The sequence below is a fragment of the Bacillus oleivorans genome (genome assembly GCF_900207585.1).
In the GTDB taxonomy this organism is placed as follows: domain Bacteria; phylum Bacillota; class Bacilli; order Bacillales; family JC228; genus Bacillus_BF; species Bacillus_BF oleivorans.
Window position 1 is genome coordinate 552634 of record NZ_OAOP01000001.1, and the last position, 17682, is coordinate 570315.

The window sequence follows — 17682 nt, forward strand, 5'->3', positions numbered from 1 at the left end:
AAACGCATGTCTCAACCTCAAACAAACTTAAACCCTCAGAAAAAGCCAACCGCAATGGACCGTTTTTTAAACGGTATTGAGCGGGTTGGAAATAAGTTGCCTGATCCGTTTTTCATTTTTATCTATTTAGTAGCCTTTGTTATTCTTCTATCTTGGGCAGTCGGCAGTATGGGAGTTACGGTTGAACACCCGGGAACTGGTGAGGAACTTCCAATTAAAAGTTTAATTTCTGAAGAGGGGCTTGTTTACATTCTGTCCTCCATGTTAGATAACTTCACTGGATTTGCCCCACTAGGCCTCGTGTTAACAATGATGCTTGGGATTGGGTTAGCAGAAAAAGTTGGTTTATTAGAAACTGCTATTAAAAGATCCATTTTAAATGCTCCAAAATCGTTCGTTACTTATGCGGTTATTTTCATTGGGATCTTAGGAAACTTAGCCTCTGATGCATCATTTGTCTTAATACCGCCGTTAGCAGCAATGGTCTTCCATGCAGTTGGCCGCCACCCGCTTGCAGGGTTGGCAGCTGGTTTTGCCGGGGTTGGTTCAGGTTTTACAGCGAACCTCTTTGTCGCCGGGACGGATGCCCTTTTAGCAGGTATTTCAACAGAGGCAGCTAAAAACGCCGGACTAGGAGAAATTGTTGTAACACCTGTTGATAACTGGTATTTTATGATTGCATCTGTTTTCGTTCTCTCTATTGTAGGGGCGTTTATTACAGAAAAAATCATCGAGCCTCGCTTAGGCACATATAAAGGGAAAGCTGAAAAAGCACTTGAAGAAGCAAATCCCCTCGAAATGAAGGGTCTTCGAAACAGTGCGATTGCAGGAATCGTGTATCTCGGATTAGTTGCGCTTGCCTTATTTTGGCCAGACTCTCCACTCAGAAACGAAGATGGAGGGATTGTACCATCACCGTTTTTAGATAACATTATTCCGATTATTCTCTTTTTCTTTATTTCAGTGGGTGTAGCCTACGGGGTAACCGTCAAGAAAATTACGAGTACGAAGGACATTCCAAAATATATGTCCGAAGCGATCAAGGATATGTCTGGTTATATCGTCCTAATTTTCGCGGCTTCTCAATTTATTTCATACTTTAACTGGACAAACCTAGGAACATGGGTAGCTGTAAACGGAGCAGAATTCTTAACATCTATCAACATGACTGGTCTTCCGGTTGTCATCGGATTCTCGATTCTTGTGTCTATCTTGAACCTCATTATCTTTAGCGGATCGGCACTATGGGCATTATTAGCGCCGGTATTTATTCCAATGTTCATGCTGTTAGACTATCATCCGGCCTTCATTCAGGCCGCATACCGGATTGCTGAATCAACAACCAATGTTATAACACCACTGAATCCGTATATACTCATTGTCCTTGCCTTCATGCAAGAATATGACAAAAAAGCCGGTCTCGGAACATTAATTTCCCTAATGCTCCCGTACACCATTATATTCTTTGCCATTTGGCTAGTCCTGCTCATAGTCTTTGCATTACTAGGAATCCCATTCGGTCCTGGTATTGGAGTGTATTTACCCTAAACTTAATATGAAGATATGTAAAAATGGTGCCTGACCTCTCTGAGTGTTAAAACTTTATTGAAGAGGGGTGTCAGGCCCATTTTTTTGTATCTTCGAAAATCGACATCTCCATGTCACATCACGAATTTCCCAGGAAATTGTCGAATGCAGTCTTTATTTTAATTTCTGAAAGTATAAAGCGCTAGCCAAGTTTTCTTTATCTTTTGTGAAGAATATGTGAACGGTATTGTGTTTTTAGGGAAAAGGGAGTATATTCAAAGTGTAGAGAGATTGTGAATTAATTCACAAAAAAATCTACAAAGCTAGCTGGCTTATTAGGAAGTAATTAAAGAGCTTTTTTTAGATGTATTTGTGAAATATTTCACAAATAAAAAGAAAAACTAATACACTCATCACAAGGAGATGGGAAACATGAAATGGTTAAGAGGGCCAAAGTTGGCAGTTGTTTGGACAGTGTTGAGAGTTTGGTTGGGGATTCAATGGCTTCAAGCTGGGATAGGGAAATTACAAGGCTTTGATGCAGCAGGTTTCATACAAGGAGCGATTGGAAAGGCGACTGGTGATCATCCAGCCGTACAAGGATGGTACGCCACATTTTTAGAAGAGGCAGCACTCCCAAATGTCGAGTTATTCAATAATCTGATTCCGTGGGGTGAGATTTTAGTCGGAACCGGTTTGATTTTGGGAGCGGCAACGATACCAGCTCTGCTTGCTGGGGCCTTTATGAACCTAAACTTCTTGCTAGCCGGTACAGTAAGCACGAACCCAATTCTTTATACAGCTGCCATAATCTTACTTGCAGCTGGAGGAGCAGCCTATCTCTACGGTGTAGACCGATTTGCGATCCCATACATTAAGAAAATGCTTCACCATAACAATAAGCGGAAGGGTCCAAAACAAATCCCTGTGCAAGGACATTAAATATAGCTGCTAATCAAAAGACAATATATAAATAATGTTATATAGAATTTAAAAAGTAAATAGATATAGGCAAAATGAGCATCCAGTTATACTATAATAGGGTGCTCATTTTTTATGCATTGAATTATACTCAAAAGACCATTGCTTTACTTACCAACATTTGATTATATCTTTATTTAACCTTTGATTTTATACTAAAGTCAAAATAGAAGAGAAAGAGGAAAACTGCTGTGCTTGGACATATATTCTGGATGATTTATTTAAGTTTGCTTGGTACGGTAGCTATTGGCTACTTAATCAAAGGAAAATATAAAACGACTCTAGCAAAAATAGACTTTATCATTTCTATCATCACGTGGTTAGGATTATTTGGCTATGTGACGAACACACCCATGTTAACTCCGCTTTTCTGGAAAATTGTATTTTTTGGCGGTTTACTTTGGGATTTTATTTATGGTGTATTTTTCAACGATTATTATGGTGAAGAAATAGATAAAGATATTCCGGTTTTTGTTAAACATATCATAACAGTAATCATTATAGTAATCTTTGTTGGGCCACTATATTATGGCTTGTATCATTATGCTTTTTAAAAAAACAGTCAGCCAGTCTCCCTAGCGCGTTAATGTCTTAATGTGGTGGGGGACAGGCCTCATCCTTGGCCGGTCAAATCTCCTCTTATCGCAATTCAAGATTATTAGCGCTTCATACCGGAATACCAGACATTTTTAACGAAATGTCTGGTATTTTTTTAAAGGGTTGTTTTCGCAAAGATTGTTGCTACCTGAATATATTTTTTAAACTGTAGTGGAATGGAGCGGAAGACACTTGACTCCGGCGGGAAAAAGAGGAAAGGTCGAGACCCCGCAGGCAAAGCCGAGGAGGCTCGACTTCCTCCCCGGGGAATCTTGTGTCTGGAGCGAAATGGAACGGACATGTTTGCCTCCATTAAAATACAACAAAGTATGCGAAAACAGCCTTTTAAATACTACAGAGAGTTATAGCATCTTCCTTCTTTTCATAATCACATGAACCAAAGCAGCAAGCCAAAGGATCGCAAGTACTAAATAAGTGTAGACATATATTGTTGGTGAGGCATCGAATACTCCTAATAAAGTTCTGATATTCGTCATAATGATAATACCGCCAACCAAAGTCCCTAAAAGGTTAACAGGAATAATCTTGACTAACCAGGCAGCGATTGGAGCTGCTATTATTCCTCCAATCATTAAAGCCACAACCCATTGAAGATGAATCTGTTCCCAGCCTAAAGTTAATAAAAATCCAAGTGTAGAGGATACAGCAATGACAAACTCACTCGTATCGACGGAACCAATCACTTTTCTCGGTTCCATCTGGTTGCTGGTTAGTAAAACAGGTGTAGCGATCGGGCCCCAGCCGCCTCCTCCTACGGAATCAAAAAATCCGGCAATGAAGCCGAGAGGGACAAAGTGCTTCTTCCCCAGGATCTTCTTAGACTGCTGTTGAGATGGATGAAATTTTATAAACATAAAACGATAAATCACGTAGAACCCCAATATTAATAGAAAAAATGAAACATAAGGCTTGATGATATCACCTGGGATGCTGCCTAAAAAAAATGCCCCAATAAATGCACCGATTGAACCTGGTATGATTAACTTATAGACAACTTGTTTATCCGTATTTCCAAAGCGAATGTGTGATATTCCTGATGCAGCTGTTGTTACTACTTCTGCCATATGAACTGAGGCAGAGGCAATAGCTGGAGAAATTCCAAGTAAAAGTAATAAAGAAGTCGAAGTGACTCCATATGCCATTCCTAAGGATCCATCTATTAGCTGTGCTGCCAAGCCAATCAACGCCAGAATAATTAGCTGTCTCAAAAAAACACCCCATTTAAAATTTTCCTTGAATAGAATCATCAAATAGGAATATATCAATAGAATAAGAGTTTGGTAATTGTTGATTAATCTAATCAAGTTTCTAAAGTACAATATGAGTTGTCCAATAAAAGGGTTCAATCCAACGTAAAAAATCAATATTTGTCCGGATATAAGGGAGATGTTAAGGTATGAAAATATCTAGCCGGGGAGAATATGCCTTACGTGCACTGATCCTTTTAGGACGCAGTGAAGCTAGAGTGGTACCGATTGGGGAAATCTCTGAAAAGACATTGGTTTCTATTAATTATTTGGAGCAGCTGCTTTTACAGCTAAAAAGAAACGGATATGTTCATAGCAAAAGAGGGGTAAACGGAGGATACAAATTAAGCAGAAGCCCAGGTGAAATCATCATCGGGGAAGTCATTCGCAATTTAGAAGGACCCTTGGCACCTATGGGTTGTGTGAGTGTAACGGCTTACGAGAGTTGTCCATTAGAGGAAGGCTGTCTTTTAAAACCTTTATGGGCGCTTGTAAGAGATACGATTGCAGATTTATTAGACCATACAACATTGAAGGACTTACTGGACGGGAACTTACATACATTCTATAAACAAAGATAAACGCTTTTTTTAAGGCTGTTTTCGCAAGGATTGTTGCTACTTGAATATATTTTTGAACTGAAGTGGAATGGAGCGGAAGACACTTGAGTCCTCATAAAATGCTTCGCATTTTCTTCGTGCGATGCTTATGCTGCCGAAGCCTTCCTTGTCCTGCGGGAAGAAGAGGTGAGCCTCTAGACCCCGCAGGCAAAGCCGAGGAGGCTCGACTTCCTCCCCGGGGAATCTTGTGTCTGGAGCGAAATGGAACGGACATGTTTAACCACCATTAAGAAACAACAAACAATGCGAAAAAAGCCATTTTTAAAGTACTATTCATAACATAAAAAATAGCCAGACCCAATAATAAACAGGGGTCTGGCCACTCTATGCTTGTCCAATCTTTATCTATTTCCTTCCTCCAATCTCTGCTCAAGCCAGCCGTATAACTCCAAAAACCCATCAAGCGACAATTGAATCGTTTGCTTATCATGGTTTGGATCGGTCATTTCAAAGCAGATATTCTGATCATTTTCGGTATAGGTAACCGCAAAGTTTCTTTTTTCGCCATTAATGTCTTCTTCCCAGTTGCAAATATAGCTGGTAGACATTTTAATTTTGCTATCTCTAACTGGTTTTGGTACTTTGAACACGGGGGTTGGTTTTTCTTTTACTGGAACAGCAGCTGCTTGAACAGGAGAAGCTTTAACTTCCGTGAATGCCACTACGGATTGAGGTATTTCTTCAACTTTTTCCTCCGCCTCTGTGACAACAGCAGCTGCAGCTTCTTGATGTGAAACCTCCAACTCTTCTTTCACTTTTTCTAAGTCTTCAATCACTTCGTCGAGGCCTTCCTCTTGTTCTTCTGCTGCTTCAGCTGCAACTTCCTCAACTTCCTCCTCGTCCTCAAATTCCTCAACTTCATCCTTCTTCAAGTGCGGCATTGCATATTTTTTAATAATTTCATTCATATAATCTGGTTTGAAAGGCTTCATTAAGTATCCGACAGCACCAGCTTCGAGTGCATCCTGAATCATGTCTTTCTGATTGCTCGCTGAACATACAAGAATGACAGCATCCTTATCGATTTTGAAGATTTCTTTAATGGCGTCTAGCCCATTCATTTCAGGCATTGTCAGATCCATCATTACGACATCAGGCTTCAGTTCCTTGAACTTTTGCACAGCTTCCTTGCCATTAGCAGCCTCACCTGCAACAATATAACCCTGGTGCTTCAAAGAATCTGCTGCCATTTTCCTCATAAAACTCGTATCATCTACAATTAAAAACGAATAAGACATTTTCATTCCCCCATATTTCTATGTTTATTTTATTGATTGACTGCTTTTAAAACTTGGTCAACGGTTGTAATGCCTTCCCGGGCTTTGACTAACCCGTCATATATCATTGTTTTAAATGACTGTAATATCACGTATTGCTTAAATTCTTCAACTGGGCTCTTTTTCAAAATTAACTCGCGAAGTCCGTCGTCAATAATCAGAACCTCTTGAATTCCTATGTAGCCTTTATAACCTGAGTTATGACAGATCTTACAGCCTTCCCCGCGAACGACAGGGAGTTTGGAACCTTTATTAGCTGCTACAAACGTTCGAAAATTACCGAGCCGGGTCTTTTCTTTTTGACTGTCATAGTCTAACAGGTTGTACGCTTCAAATAGTTTGATTTCTGAATCAGTCGCCGGCGTACTTTGAGCACACCGTTCACAGATTCTCGGAACGATTCTATGACCGACGATACTGGAGAGGGAAGAGGCAATTAAGTAAGGTTCGATTCCCATATCCAATAACCGCTTAATGGTATGGATTGCATCTGTTCCGTGAATAGATCCGATGACTAATCGCCCTGATAAAGAAGTTCTGATTGCTGCTTCTGCCGTATTTCTATCAGGTATGTCATTTACCATAATGACATTCGGATCATGATTCATAACCGATCGGAGTCCATCCGCATATGAAAATCCATGTGCTTCGTTTATTTCTACCTGCATGACTCCATCTATTCTTCTTTTGACTAAGTTCTCAAGCGACACGATTTTTCTTTCGTCCTGTTTGAGTTCTTGTAAAAGCGAATAAGCTTGAGTAGTCTTGCCGCTTCCTGCTGGTCCAGCGATCAGGATTAATCCCTTCATCGGTTCTGTCGCTTGTTTCAACTTGCTTAAGTTTGAATCAGTCAGCCCTAGCTCGGTTAGACTTAGGTTAGCTGCGCTTTGTTGAACAAAGTGGAGGACAGCACTCTCACCATCAATCGTTGGAACTGTTGAAACCCGAATATGATATTCAACATTCTGTGCCTTTTTATGAAAAATCCCGGTTTGAGGGAGCTTTCTTTCTGTCGTATTCATATTTGAGAGGGTTTTGAGTCTGCCGATTACGGCTTCTTGCAGCTGTTTTGGGATCGTCTTTTGTTTTTCCAGTTTATGATTGATTTTGTAACGTACAACAAGGCCGTCTGATTGTGCATCGAGGTGGACCGCACTCGCATTTTGCTGGATCCCGTAATCGATAATTTCGGATAGTTCCTTAACTGAATCGAGGACACCATACTGACTGATGATGGCAGATTCTAGTTCACTTCGGGGGGCTAGACAGGGCAGGACCGTCATTCCCGTAGCACTTTGAATTTCTTTTATGGCCTCCTTATTTAACGGATCAGCCATGACTACCCTAAGCTTTCCATCCTTTTGTTCAATTGGAAGCACGCAATGTTTCCTTGCTGCCGATTCATGGATCAGATGCACGGTCGCTTTATCTGGAGACTTTTCATGTAAATCTATAACCGGGATGCCAAGCTGAAATTCTAACACTTCGACTAGTTGCCGTTCTGTAATCAAATGTTCTTCAATGAGAATCTCGCCAATTTTTTTGAACGTGTACTTTTGCTTTTGCAGTGCTTTTTCAAGCTGTTCTTCTGAAATCAGACCATTCATAATTAAAAGTTCACCGATTCGCATAGGACCTACCTCCTTGGAAAATAGTTTTTTTATAAAAATTAAAATGAAATTACTTTACATCAATGTCTGAAATGACAAAATTCCTCAAAGTTCTACAAAAAAAGGACATAAAAAGACAAGTGGTTTTGAGCGGCCCGACTATCATGCCAGCCATCATCGGCTAGTTTAGATTCGTAGCTTTGCGTCCCCGACTTTCGTACGAGTTTGCCCTTTATCATTCACTTGTCACGTATTTTGGAAGGATTTCTATTACTAGGAAAAAATACCCTAATACTATTTACTTAAATTATAATAGAAAGATTTAGTACTAAACATAGAGCGATATCACTAATTTAAAACTAGTTTAAAAGCACTATTATTCTAAAATTATACGTATTCTGACAATTCCCCTTAGGTCTTTGCTCATAAAGAATTTCCATATAATTAGTGAAACATAGGGACGGTTCTCTTGTTTCAAAAGTGGGTGAATCAGGGGGACGGTTCTCTTGTTTCAAAAGTGGGTGAATCAGGGGGACGGTTCTCTTGTTTCAAAAAGAAGTCAAAAAGCTGAAAGCTGAAAAGATGCTCATCGACGAAGTAACCAACAATTAACACTATTTGTTATAGAAATCTTAAAAATAAAACAATATTCCTTCAGTATTTCTGCTATAGTGTCAAAAAATATTGGAAATTCTAGATAAGGAGTGAATGAATAAGTAAATGGGGTCAGGAATCTAATGAAGAACGGGAACGTAAGTGAGAATAACCAAAAAGAGGTGTCCCCAATTTCCGCTAGAGATTGGGAAAAGCTTGCTAAAGAAATTTTAAATAAAGAAGTTTTTGATTATATCGCGAGAGGTTCTGGGGAAGAAGCTACGATGAAGGCCAATCAGGAAGCCTTTAATCAGTGGAAAATCGTTCCTCGTATTTTACGGGATGTTTCGAAGAGGGATACATCCATTTCTCTTTTTGGCTATAAAATGAAGTCTCCGATTTTGCTGGCACCTGTAGGGGTTCAGATCATTGCACACCCGGATGGGGAGCTTGCAACCGCACGTGCAGCCGCAAAAATGAGAATCCCCCTCATTACTAGCAGTGCCTCAACCTTTTCAATGGAAGAGATTGCTCAAGAGATGGGGGATAGCCCTCGCTGGTTCCAGCTATTCTTATCTAATCAAGATCGGATAACCAAGAGTATGGTAAAACGAGCAGAAGCCTCAGGATATACGGCAATCGTCGTTACGGTGGACATGCCAGTATTAGGTTTTAGAGAATGTGACATTACCCATGGATATTCCCCGATCGACGAGGGGAAGGGGATTGGCAATTATCTATCAGATCCCGCCTTTTGTAAGTTATTAGAGAAGTCACCTCAAGAAGATATGATGGCAGCCATTAAAAAACAAGGAGAACTGTTAGAGAATCCAACACTCAAATGGGAGGATGTCCGAAAACTCCGGAAATATACGAAACTGCCAATATTATTAAAAGGCATTGTTCACCCGGATGATGCAAAGCTGGCTATTCAATATAAGGCAGACGGAATAATCGTCTCGAATCACGGAGGCAGGCAATTAGACCATGCGATTGCTTCATTAGACGCACTAGAGCAGGTATGTCAGGTGGTTCAGGGGAAAATCCCTGTTCTGTTTGATAGCGGAATCCGAAGGGGAACCGATATTATTAAAGCGATAGCTCTCGGTGCCACAGCCGTCCTCATTGGCAGACCGTATATCTATGGTCTCGTTGCTGCCGGTGAGGAGGGAGTAATAAAAGTAATGAAGCAAATCCTGAAAGAACTTGATATTTCAATGGCGCTTGCTGGTTTAAGCTCTATGGCTGAAATAAACAAATCGATTCTGGTAAGAGGAAGTTAAAGAGTAAATTTTTGATATTCCTTTATGATTTAGCCAATTTTTTAAAAAAACACAGGTATCCCAATCGAACAAAAACAAGAAGAAGCCAAAACAATGTTCAGTGGCCGATATTATGTCATTAATCATATTAAACAGATATCGAGTAGCAGCCAGGAACCTCTAACTCACCCGATAGTTCAACGGGGAATATTGGTTTGCGAAGAATTAACGAACCTGCCCCCCAATGCATTAAAGTAGTGGGAGTCAAGTACTGGATTTTTCTTATTATATATATAAGAATTAGGTATTTTCATTTGGTTATATACTTTACCGGATATTTAAAGTCAGACCTTATTACCTCAATACTTCCTACTAACTCTACATCTGGATATTGAGATATATACTGCCAACTAGTACGAGTATCAAACTTAAATTTTCTTCTATCACTAATAATATAAACAAAACCCTTAGTTCTTTCTACACCATTTTGTCCATTTAATATTTCTAATTCTAATTTATTTCCTCGGTCTAATAAATATGGATAACCAAGGTTATCAGCATACGAGTTAGAAAAAATAGCTTTAAGAATAGCAATTCCTGCATGATTTGTAGCAAATGCGTATCCATTATTTAATTTTAATTTACTATGATGAGGTATATCGACTGTACTTCCATGCAAAAGTATTTCAAAATCAGATACTAGGTTGTTTAGTGTATGTTCTATATTAGTTATTTCGTAGTGTTCCCGGTCCTCAACAAGTAATCTTTCTCCAGATATAATTCTATCAAATAGTTCCATTTCAATAACCTCCCAATAGGTTTTTGATTATATGACAAGGGAGAGACCCTCTAAAAAATTTTTATTTAGTTGCTCGAACTAATTTAAAAGTTGTCCCAGAACATTTAGCACAAGGAGGAGCACGTTCACCCTTTACACAAGTAATCTCATTTCCGCAAGAAGTACATTTGTATATACCCGACTGTTGTACAATTGATCCAGTATTCATTTAATACCCTCTTTTCTCTTTCTCTATTTGATCTCTCCCACAAAATATTACGATATATGTGAGATATTAGTTTCATATTCTTTGATAAATATTTCATAATAAAGAAAATTATACCAATAAGAAAACTATACTTATCTTTTATCAAAAAAGATATTTTAACAAAACATTTACAAAACCCAGATTGTTCTGTTAATTGCCAGATGCTTAACTTATAATAAAAGGGCAATCCATATATATCCAGATTCAGCCTGATGCCTTTTTAGATTGCAAAAATTTAATACTGGAGGGAATGAAATGCGTACATACCTAAGAATAATCGAAAATTATTCGCGGCATTAGTCACAGCAGCTATGATGACTCCAGCAGTGGTATCAGTTTCTTATGCTGAGGAGGCTGTAAAATTTTCTGATGTGGCAGATGATTATTGGGCTGCAGCCGAGATTTACAGTTTAGTAGAACGAGACATTATTAATGGTTTTGTGGATGGAACGTTTAGACCGGAACAGCCTATTATAAGGGGGCAAGTTGCGATTCTATTAAAGGGTGCTTTAGGCCTGCCTGTTCCATCAGATTTGAAAGCTTTTAAAGATGTGAGTGAGCGTTCTGTGTTTGCTGAAGCAGTTGCAGCTGTAAAGCAAGCCGGTATTTTTTATGGATCCGAAGGAAAATTTGGAGTTGGTCAGGCAATCACTCATGAACAAATGGCATCCGTGCTTGTAAGAGCGTTTGATTTAAAATTCAATCCGAATGCAGAGGAGCTAACCGTCGAGAATGTTACTCCAGCTCATGAAAAGAATGTTGAAATATTAGCGCAAAACGGGATCATTACAAAGGAAGAACTAGATTCCTTTGAACCGAAGGCCTCAGTCAGCAGAGCCGAGTTTGCCGTATATCTTTACCGCACATTAGTCTTCGTTGAGGAAAAGGGTACATTTGAGCTTTCCATTATGCATACCAATGATACCCATGCACACTTAGATAAAGTGGCGAAGCGGGTAACGGCGGTAAACGAAATAAGGGCGAAGAAACCTGATGCGCTTTTACTTGATGCGGGTGACGTTTTTTCGGGTACCTTGTATTTTAATGAGTTTAAGGGATTGGCAGATTTACAGTTTATGAATCTCATGGGTTACGATGCCATGACATTCGGTAATCATGAATTTGATTTAGGCAGCCAGCCCGAAGGTCATAAAGGGCTTGCTGATTTTATAAAAGTGGCAGACTTCCCATTTGTCAGTGCGAATGTTGATTTTTCGGGAGATGCTTTATTTAATGAGATTTATCAGGGTGGAACCATTTCGAGTGCGCCGGAAAATGGTAACATATATGGCGGTATCATCAAAGAGGTTGATGGGGAGAAAGTTGGAATCTTTGGTTTAACTACTGAAGAAACGGTGAATCTTTCTAGTCCTGGTAAGGTTTCATTTGAAGATTATGCAGAAGCTGCTCAGGAAACCGTTGATGCGTTTGAGGCTCAAGGCGTAAATAAAATCATTGCCCTTACGCATATAGGTTTTGACGATAATCCAGCTGTCGACAACGATCTGCAGCTTGCTGAATTGGTTGATGGCATTGACATAATTGTCGGTGGTCACAGCCATACCGAATTAGCTGCGCCGTTTGTAGTAGGTAAAGATGAACAAGGCAGCAAAAAAGAGCCGACAATCATTGTTCAAGCTTATCAATACGGTGACTACCTCGGTACTCTTGATGTCGAGTTTGATGAAAACGGCGAGATTGTTGGCTATTTAGGAGAATTAATCGATGTCGGGGAAAAAGTGGCAGATCCTGATGCAGCTAAGCTGCTAGAAACCTATTCTGCTAAAATTAAAGAAGTGCAAAATTCTGAAACGGGTGCTGTAGCTGCAAAGGAATTGGCTAACCCTCGACTAGGCAATGGAGACCCAATCAGTGTCAGAAATAGCGAAACAGAACTAGGGAATTTGATTTCCGACGGAATGTTAGATAAAGCAAAAGAATTTAATCCGGATACAGTGATTGCGATGCAAAACGGAGGAGGCATCCGTGCGGCAATTGATAAGGGGCCGATTACATTAGGAGAAATTTTGACCGTTTTACCATATGGTAATACATTAGCAACGATGGAATTGACCGGTGCGGAAATTATTGCAGCGCTCGAGCATAGTGTGAGCAACGCGCCAAATGAAAGTGGCGGTTTCTTGCACGTGGCAGGTATGAAGTTCACATATGACAGCAGTAAGTCAGCAGGAGAAAGAGTTGTTTCAGTTCAAGTCGAAGAATCAGATGGCAGCTTCTCGCCGCTTGATGAAAGCAAAACATATGTCGTAGCAACAAACAATTTTACAGCTAAAGGCGGAGATGGCTTTGACGTCTTTGCGAAAGCCTATGAAGAGGGCCGTGTCACTGACTTAGGACTCGCCGATTGGGAGAATCTTCGCGATTATGTTGTGAAGATAGGTACGGTAGAACCTGTGATTGAAGACAGAATTGTAGATGTAGCCGGAAAGTAAGCTTGTGCTTATAAGTAAATAGAGTAAGAGGAAGACTTTAGGTTGCTAGAGTCTTCTTCTTTTTGTGTATGTCAGATTAGTAAAATGGGTGGTAGAATAAATATTAATACATCACTCGTTGAACAGCGGTTGTGAAAGGGGCAGCTATGAAAAAAATCATTCAGGATATTAGCCTTATATTATTAGGATCGTTGCTTTTTGCCATCGGGATCAGTTATTTTACAATTCCCAATATGTTGTCCGAGGGCGGGATTATCGGTATCACGGTGATTGTCCATTATCTCTTTGAGTGGTCTCCTGGGATTGTGAACCTTGTATTAAATGCCTCGCTTTTACTTGTGGGACTAAAATTTTTTGATAAAAGAACAATTATATATACATTGATAACGATTGCTGCTAGTTCTGGTTTCTTATACATAACGGAAGAATTCGGCAGACAGCTAACGGAGGATACACTGCTGGCGGCTATTTTTGCCGGATTACTGGTAGGTGCAGGGATAGGTTTGATTTTACGCGCTGGCGGCACATCAGGAGGAACAACGATCCTGGCGAGACTTGTAAACCAGCTGTGGGGCTGGAGTATGGGAACCGTCATTTTAGTAATGGATATTATTGTGGTAGCGGGCTCGGCTTTTATCATCGGTCTGGACAAGGCTATGTATACATTAATTGTAGTCTACATCGGAGCAAAGGCTATTGATTTTATTGTGGAGGGCCTTGATGAAAGAGTGGCGGTTATGATTGTTTCCGCTGAACCTGATCGGATTTTACAAACCCTAACCACGAAAATGTCAAGAGGCTTGACCGTATTAGAGGGCCGGGGAGGTTACTCCGGAGTTCAAAAAGATGTGCTTTACATTGTCATAAGCAAGCATGAGTTAGCCCAAGTTAAAAATATCATCAAAGGCATCGATCAATCCGCTTATGTAACGGTCCATGGCGTCCATGAAATGGCGGGGTAGGGCTGGCTGGAATCCGACAGGTGCCTGTTGCACCTCGAAACTTCTTGTTTCACAGAGATGTTTCACGCTCGGGGTGATTATAGGAGGGTTTCGTTTACGTAACGATGGAGGGGGAAAAGGTTTTGAAAAAATTGAGATTAGGCACTAGTGATTTGGAAGTAGGAGAGATTTCTTTAGGCTGTATGAGGATGAGTCAGCTTTCAAAAAAGGAGGCAGCCTATCTGATAGAAACAGCTTTGGAAGCGGGAATTGATTTATTCGATCATGCAGATATTTATGGCCGTGGAAAATCAGAAGAAATTTTTGCCGAAGCAATTGAAATGGATCCCTCGGTTCGGGATAAAATGATAATTCAAACAAAATGCGGGATTCGCCAGGGTTATTTTGATTTTTCGAAAGAACATATTCTTGATTCCGTAGAAGGCAGTCTGAAGCAGATATTTTGCTGCTTCATCGTCCGGATACATTAATGGAACCCGAGGAAGTAGCGGAGGCTTTTTCAAAGCTAAAGCAAAGCGGGAAAGTCCGTTACTTTGGCGTTAGTAATCAGAATCCGATGCAGATAGAGCTATTAAAAAAGTATTTGCATGAAGATTTAATTATCAATCAGCTTCAATTAAGTTTAATGCATACGCCAATGATCGATGCCGGCTTCAACGTGAACATGCTTCATGATCGCGCAGTCGTTCGCGATAATGGTGTTCTCGAATACAGCCGCTTGAATAATATCACCATTCAAGCCTGGTCTCCATTCCAACATGGGATGTTTAAAGGGGTTTTTATTGGGAATGAGCAATTTCCGGAACTAAATGATAAACTAAATGAACTTGCAGAAGCAAAGGGTGTAACAGCTTCCGCTATTGCCATCGCATGGATTCTGCGTCATCCAGCTAAAATCCAGCCAATTGTCGGCACAATGAACGCGCAGAGATTATTAGAAATTGTGAAAGCATCAAATATAGAGTTGTCGAGAAAAGAGTGGTACGAGCTTTATCGTGCAGCGGGGAATGAGCTGCCTTAATGGCGCCTGTTCCGAATTCTGGCGGTGCCTGGAACGCCACGGATTTTTTCACACACTAAAGGTAGGGAAGCCGTCGTAATTCTACGGGCTTTTCTGCCTTTATTTTTTTTGCATAAAAGGACGATAATTTAAAGTAAAAGGTGAACGTTTATTGTTTTGCATTCCTTATTGTTCGTAATTTTACTTAAATACCTTGCTATTTACTATCCTTATACCCTATGATTATAGTAAAAGACGATTTAGGAGGCTTTCGCCATGTATGGAGCACCGAATAAGAAGCACGCGAAAAAACTGTTACTTTTAGGGTCAGGAGAGTTAGGGAAGGAACTGATTATTGAAGCGCAGAGATTAGGTGTTGAAACGATTGCGGTTGATCGTTATGAAGGTGCGCCAGCGATGCAGGTCGCTCACCGATTTCATGTGATAGATATGCTCGATGAGGGACAGCTTCGATCCGTTATTGAAGCGGAAAATCCAGATATGATTGTGCCTGAGATTGAGGCGATTGCCACTGCCGCTTTAGTTGAACTAGAACAAGAGGGATATAACGTCATCCCCACTGCTTATGCGGCTCAGCTAACGATGGATCGGGAAGGAATCAGACGGCTGGCAAGTGAGAAGCTGGGACTTCCGACCGCAAAATATGAGTTTGCCAATTCGCTAGAAGAACTAAAAGAAGCAGTTCGGTTAATAGGGCTTCCTTGTGTTATTAAACCAATCATGAGCTCTTCTGGTAAAGGGCAAATGATTTGCAGAACGGAAGCTGACATTGAAAACTCCTGGAACGCCGCTATTAGCGGGGGACGAGCAAAGAGTGCTAGAGTCATTGTAGAGGAATTCATTAAATTTGATTCGGAGATTACACTCTTGACGGTTCGCTCGGTTTCGGGAACGATTTGTTGCCCTCCAATCGGCCATATACAACAAGATGGGGATTATATTCAATCCTGGCAGCCGCATGATATGACACCAGAGCAGATAAGGGAAGCTGAAGACATTGCGAAAAAGATTACGGATGAGCTTGGTGGCTGCGGACTTTTTGGTGTAGAGCTTTTTATTGCCCCTGATCGCATTTATTTTAGCGAAGTTTCGCCAAGACCGCACGATACGGGAATGGTTACATTGGTAACCCAAGACCAATCTGAATTTGCCCTGCATGCCCGTGCAGTTCTAGGGTTTCCGATTACAGGTGTAGAATTAGTGTCGCCAGGAGCTAGCCGTGCCATCAAAGCTAAAATCGAAAGTGATGATTACCAAATATCCGGAATCGAGCAAGCATTATCCGTTCCCAACACACAAATCCGGATCTTTGGAAAACCGAAAACAACTGTCGGCCGCCGCATGGCCGTTGTTCTCAGCAGAGGAGAAAACGTCGACGCTGCTCTTAAACTTGCAGCAGAAGCGGGTTCAAAAATAAATATTAAGTAAACACTCGGGGCGTAACAGGCACGCCCCGGGTTTTCTTGTTTCACAGACCATGTTTCACGGGAACAACTAGGTAGTCTGCACTCTTTTTTATTTATTGGACTAGTTCATATTTACCTTATTACGTAATGGAATTGATTTTCGGTTTTTACCGTCCTATAATATAAAACATGTTAAGCCATGTTCGTATATAAAAGAGTAAAGGGCAAACTCTCCGAAAGGTTAGGACGCAAAGCTGAGGGTCTAAGGTTAAATAACTATGATCGCCTGGCTGCCAAAATAAGGTAAGTTTAATTTCTATCTTTTTGGCTATTCTGTATCGTTATGGAGTAGTTTTTTTTTGCTCAAAAAGAAAGGAAGTTAGTAAAAAGGGAATGACTAGTATATCTTTGTTGAAAGAGCCATGCCTTAAAAGGTCTTGGCTCATCAGTATTTTAGAAAAACATTTCTCAGGCTATTCAATTTCAGCTTATAGTTCGACAAAAGAAAAGGAACTTTATAAAAATGTAGCAGATTTGATTATCGTTGACTTGGATACAGATGTGGACCATTTTCAACTTGTCGATTTCTATCAACGGAACGATAAAAAAATAATAGTGGAAACCTCTAATGTTAATCATGTCGACTTATTGGAATGGTTTAAAAAAGGACTGAATGGCTATTTTTATAAGGATATGGAAGTACAGGATGCATTCAAGGCCGTTACAGCCGTTTTAAATGGGAAAACCTATGTTCACCCCGAATTAGCCACGGTTTTGCTCGAGGATTATGTCAAAATCAGGACTGAAAAAGTGAGCCGGCCAGAGGGTCTTTTGACAAAAAGGGAATGGGGAATCCTTGAGTTAATGGCAAAGGGTTATTGCAATCAAGAAATAGGAGAAATTCTACATATCTCAGAAAGAACCGTAAAAAATCACGTAAGCTCAATCCTGGCAAAACTACAAGTTCCAAACAGAACCAAAGCTGTACTCTTAGCCCAGCAAATGAGATGGATTTCTATCTAGGCGATACACAGGGACGGTTCTTCTGTTTCAGATTA

The 17682-nt window shown here is 40.3% G+C and carries 14 protein-coding genes, 1 pseudogene and 2 riboswitches; of the genes and pseudogenes, 10 read left to right on the forward strand and 5 right to left on the reverse strand.

Going from position 1 to position 17682, the window contains the following annotated elements; translation table 11 throughout:
* Positions 1-6: 6 nt before the first annotated feature.
* The 3 genes from CRO56_RS02625 to CRO56_RS02635 all read left to right on the forward strand — a co-directional run bounded on the left by CRO56_RS02625 (position 7) and on the right by CRO56_RS02635 (position 3062).
* Positions 7-1548 (forward strand): AbgT family transporter, encoded by a 1542-nt coding sequence (locus CRO56_RS02625; protein WP_097157022.1) that lies wholly within the window; start codon positions 7-9, stop codon positions 1546-1548.
* Positions 1549-1959: 411 nt separating this feature from the next.
* Positions 1960-2469, forward strand: coding sequence for a DoxX family protein (locus tag CRO56_RS02630; RefSeq protein WP_097157023.1), 510 nt, complete (start codon positions 1960-1962; stop codon positions 2467-2469).
* A gap of 230 nt (positions 2470-2699) precedes the next feature.
* On the forward strand, positions 2700-3062 hold the full coding sequence (locus tag CRO56_RS02635; RefSeq protein ID WP_097157024.1) for a hypothetical protein: 363 nt from the start codon (positions 2700-2702) through the stop codon (positions 3060-3062).
* Positions 3063-3467: 405 nt separating this feature from the next.
* On the opposite strand, the gene CRO56_RS02645 is transcribed toward CRO56_RS02635, so the two are convergent.
* Complete coding sequence (locus tag CRO56_RS02645; protein WP_097157026.1) at positions 3468-4334, reverse strand: sulfite exporter TauE/SafE family protein; 867 nt, start codon at positions 4332-4334, stop codon at positions 3468-3470.
* A gap of 188 nt (positions 4335-4522) precedes the next feature.
* Here CRO56_RS02645 and CRO56_RS02650 point away from each other — a divergent pair, with 188 nt between their 5' ends.
* Entirely contained in the window at positions 4523-4954 is a 432-nt protein-coding gene (locus CRO56_RS02650; RefSeq protein ID WP_097157027.1) for an RrF2 family transcriptional regulator, read from the forward strand.
* A gap of 380 nt (positions 4955-5334) precedes the next feature.
* Here the strand turns inward: CRO56_RS02650 and CRO56_RS23560 are convergent, their stop codons facing one another.
* Entirely contained in the window at positions 5335-6231 is an 897-nt protein-coding gene (locus CRO56_RS23560) for a response regulator (protein ID WP_097157029.1), read from the reverse strand.
* 29 nt (positions 6232-6260) lie between these two features.
* Complete coding sequence (locus CRO56_RS02665) at positions 6261-7901, reverse strand: GspE/PulE family protein (protein WP_097157030.1); 1641 nt, start codon at positions 7899-7901, stop codon at positions 6261-6263.
* Between the two features lie 125 nt (positions 7902-8026).
* A riboswitch (cyclic di-GMP riboswitch) is annotated at positions 8027-8120 on the reverse strand.
* A 497-nt stretch (positions 8121-8617) separates the two neighbouring features.
* Here CRO56_RS02665 and CRO56_RS02670 point away from each other — a divergent pair.
* The gene (locus CRO56_RS02670; protein ID WP_097157031.1) at positions 8618-9757 is read left to right on the forward strand and encodes an alpha-hydroxy-acid oxidizing protein; all 1140 of its coding nucleotides are present in this window, start codon (positions 8618-8620) and stop codon (positions 9755-9757) included.
* A gap of 289 nt (positions 9758-10046) precedes the next feature.
* Here the strand turns inward: CRO56_RS02670 and CRO56_RS02675 are convergent, their stop codons facing one another.
* Positions 10047-10535, reverse strand: a complete 489-nt coding sequence (locus CRO56_RS02675; protein WP_097157032.1) for a hypothetical protein — start codon at positions 10533-10535, stop codon at positions 10047-10049.
* A 61-nt stretch (positions 10536-10596) separates the two neighbouring features.
* Positions 10597-10743, reverse strand: a complete 147-nt coding sequence (locus CRO56_RS23565; RefSeq protein ID WP_097157033.1) for a zinc ribbon-containing protein — start codon at positions 10741-10743, stop codon at positions 10597-10599.
* 353 nt (positions 10744-11096) lie between these two features.
* Here CRO56_RS23565 and CRO56_RS02685 point away from each other — a divergent pair, with 353 nt between their 5' ends.
* From CRO56_RS02685 to CRO56_RS02705, 5 genes and pseudogenes are all read left to right on the forward strand, one after another.
* A complete protein-coding gene (locus tag CRO56_RS02685; protein WP_179714145.1) occupies positions 11097-13235 on the forward strand; it encodes a 5'-nucleotidase C-terminal domain-containing protein in 2139 nt (712 codons plus the stop codon).
* A 146-nt stretch (positions 13236-13381) separates the two neighbouring features.
* Entirely contained in the window at positions 13382-14197 is an 816-nt protein-coding gene (locus CRO56_RS02690) for a YitT family protein (RefSeq protein WP_097157035.1), read from the forward strand.
* Between the two features lie 122 nt (positions 14198-14319).
* Positions 14320-15218: pseudogene (locus CRO56_RS02695) on the forward strand (aldo/keto reductase).
* Between the two features lie 255 nt (positions 15219-15473).
* Positions 15474-16646, forward strand: a complete 1173-nt coding sequence (gene purT, locus CRO56_RS02700) for a formate-dependent phosphoribosylglycinamide formyltransferase (RefSeq protein WP_097157036.1) — start codon at positions 15474-15476, stop codon at positions 16644-16646.
* Positions 16647-16837: 191 nt separating this feature from the next.
* Positions 16838-16922, forward strand: a riboswitch (cyclic di-GMP riboswitch).
* Between the two features lie 95 nt (positions 16923-17017).
* Complete coding sequence (locus CRO56_RS02705) at positions 17018-17647, forward strand: response regulator transcription factor (protein ID WP_097157037.1); 630 nt, start codon at positions 17018-17020, stop codon at positions 17645-17647.
* The last annotated feature ends 35 nt before the right edge of the window (positions 17648-17682 follow it).

Excerpts from the sequence above, each read along its gene's own strand:
- CRO56_RS02625 (WP_097157022.1), top strand. The coding sequence starts at position 7 with ATGTCTCAACCTCAAACAAACTTAAACCCTCAGAAAAAGCCAACCGCA.
- CRO56_RS02630 (WP_097157023.1), top strand. The coding sequence starts at position 1,960 with ATGAAATGGTTAAGAGGGCCAAAGTTGGCAGTTGTTTGGACAGTGTTG.
- CRO56_RS02650 (WP_097157027.1), top strand. The coding sequence starts at position 4,523 with ATGAAAATATCTAGCCGGGGAGAATATGCCTTACGTGCACTGATCCTT.
- CRO56_RS23560 (WP_097157029.1), bottom strand. The coding sequence starts at position 6,231 with ATGTCTTATTCGTTTTTAATTGTAGATGATACGAGTTTTATGAGGAAA.
- CRO56_RS02665 (WP_097157030.1), bottom strand. The coding sequence starts at position 7,901 with ATGCGAATCGGTGAACTTTTAATTATGAATGGTCTGATTTCAGAAGAA.
- CRO56_RS02670 (WP_097157031.1), top strand. The coding sequence starts at position 8,618 with ATGAAGAACGGGAACGTAAGTGAGAATAACCAAAAAGAGGTGTCCCCA.
- CRO56_RS02675 (WP_097157032.1), bottom strand. The coding sequence starts at position 10,535 with ATGGAACTATTTGATAGAATTATATCTGGAGAAAGATTACTTGTTGAG.
- CRO56_RS23565 (WP_097157033.1), bottom strand. The coding sequence starts at position 10,743 with ATGAATACTGGATCAATTGTACAACAGTCGGGTATATACAAATGTACT.
- CRO56_RS02685 (WP_179714145.1), top strand. The coding sequence starts at position 11,097 with ATGACTCCAGCAGTGGTATCAGTTTCTTATGCTGAGGAGGCTGTAAAA.
- CRO56_RS02690 (WP_097157035.1), top strand. The coding sequence starts at position 13,382 with ATGAAAAAAATCATTCAGGATATTAGCCTTATATTATTAGGATCGTTG.
- purT (WP_097157036.1), top strand. The coding sequence starts at position 15,474 with ATGTATGGAGCACCGAATAAGAAGCACGCGAAAAAACTGTTACTTTTA.
- CRO56_RS02705 (WP_097157037.1), top strand. The coding sequence starts at position 17,018 with ATGACTAGTATATCTTTGTTGAAAGAGCCATGCCTTAAAAGGTCTTGG.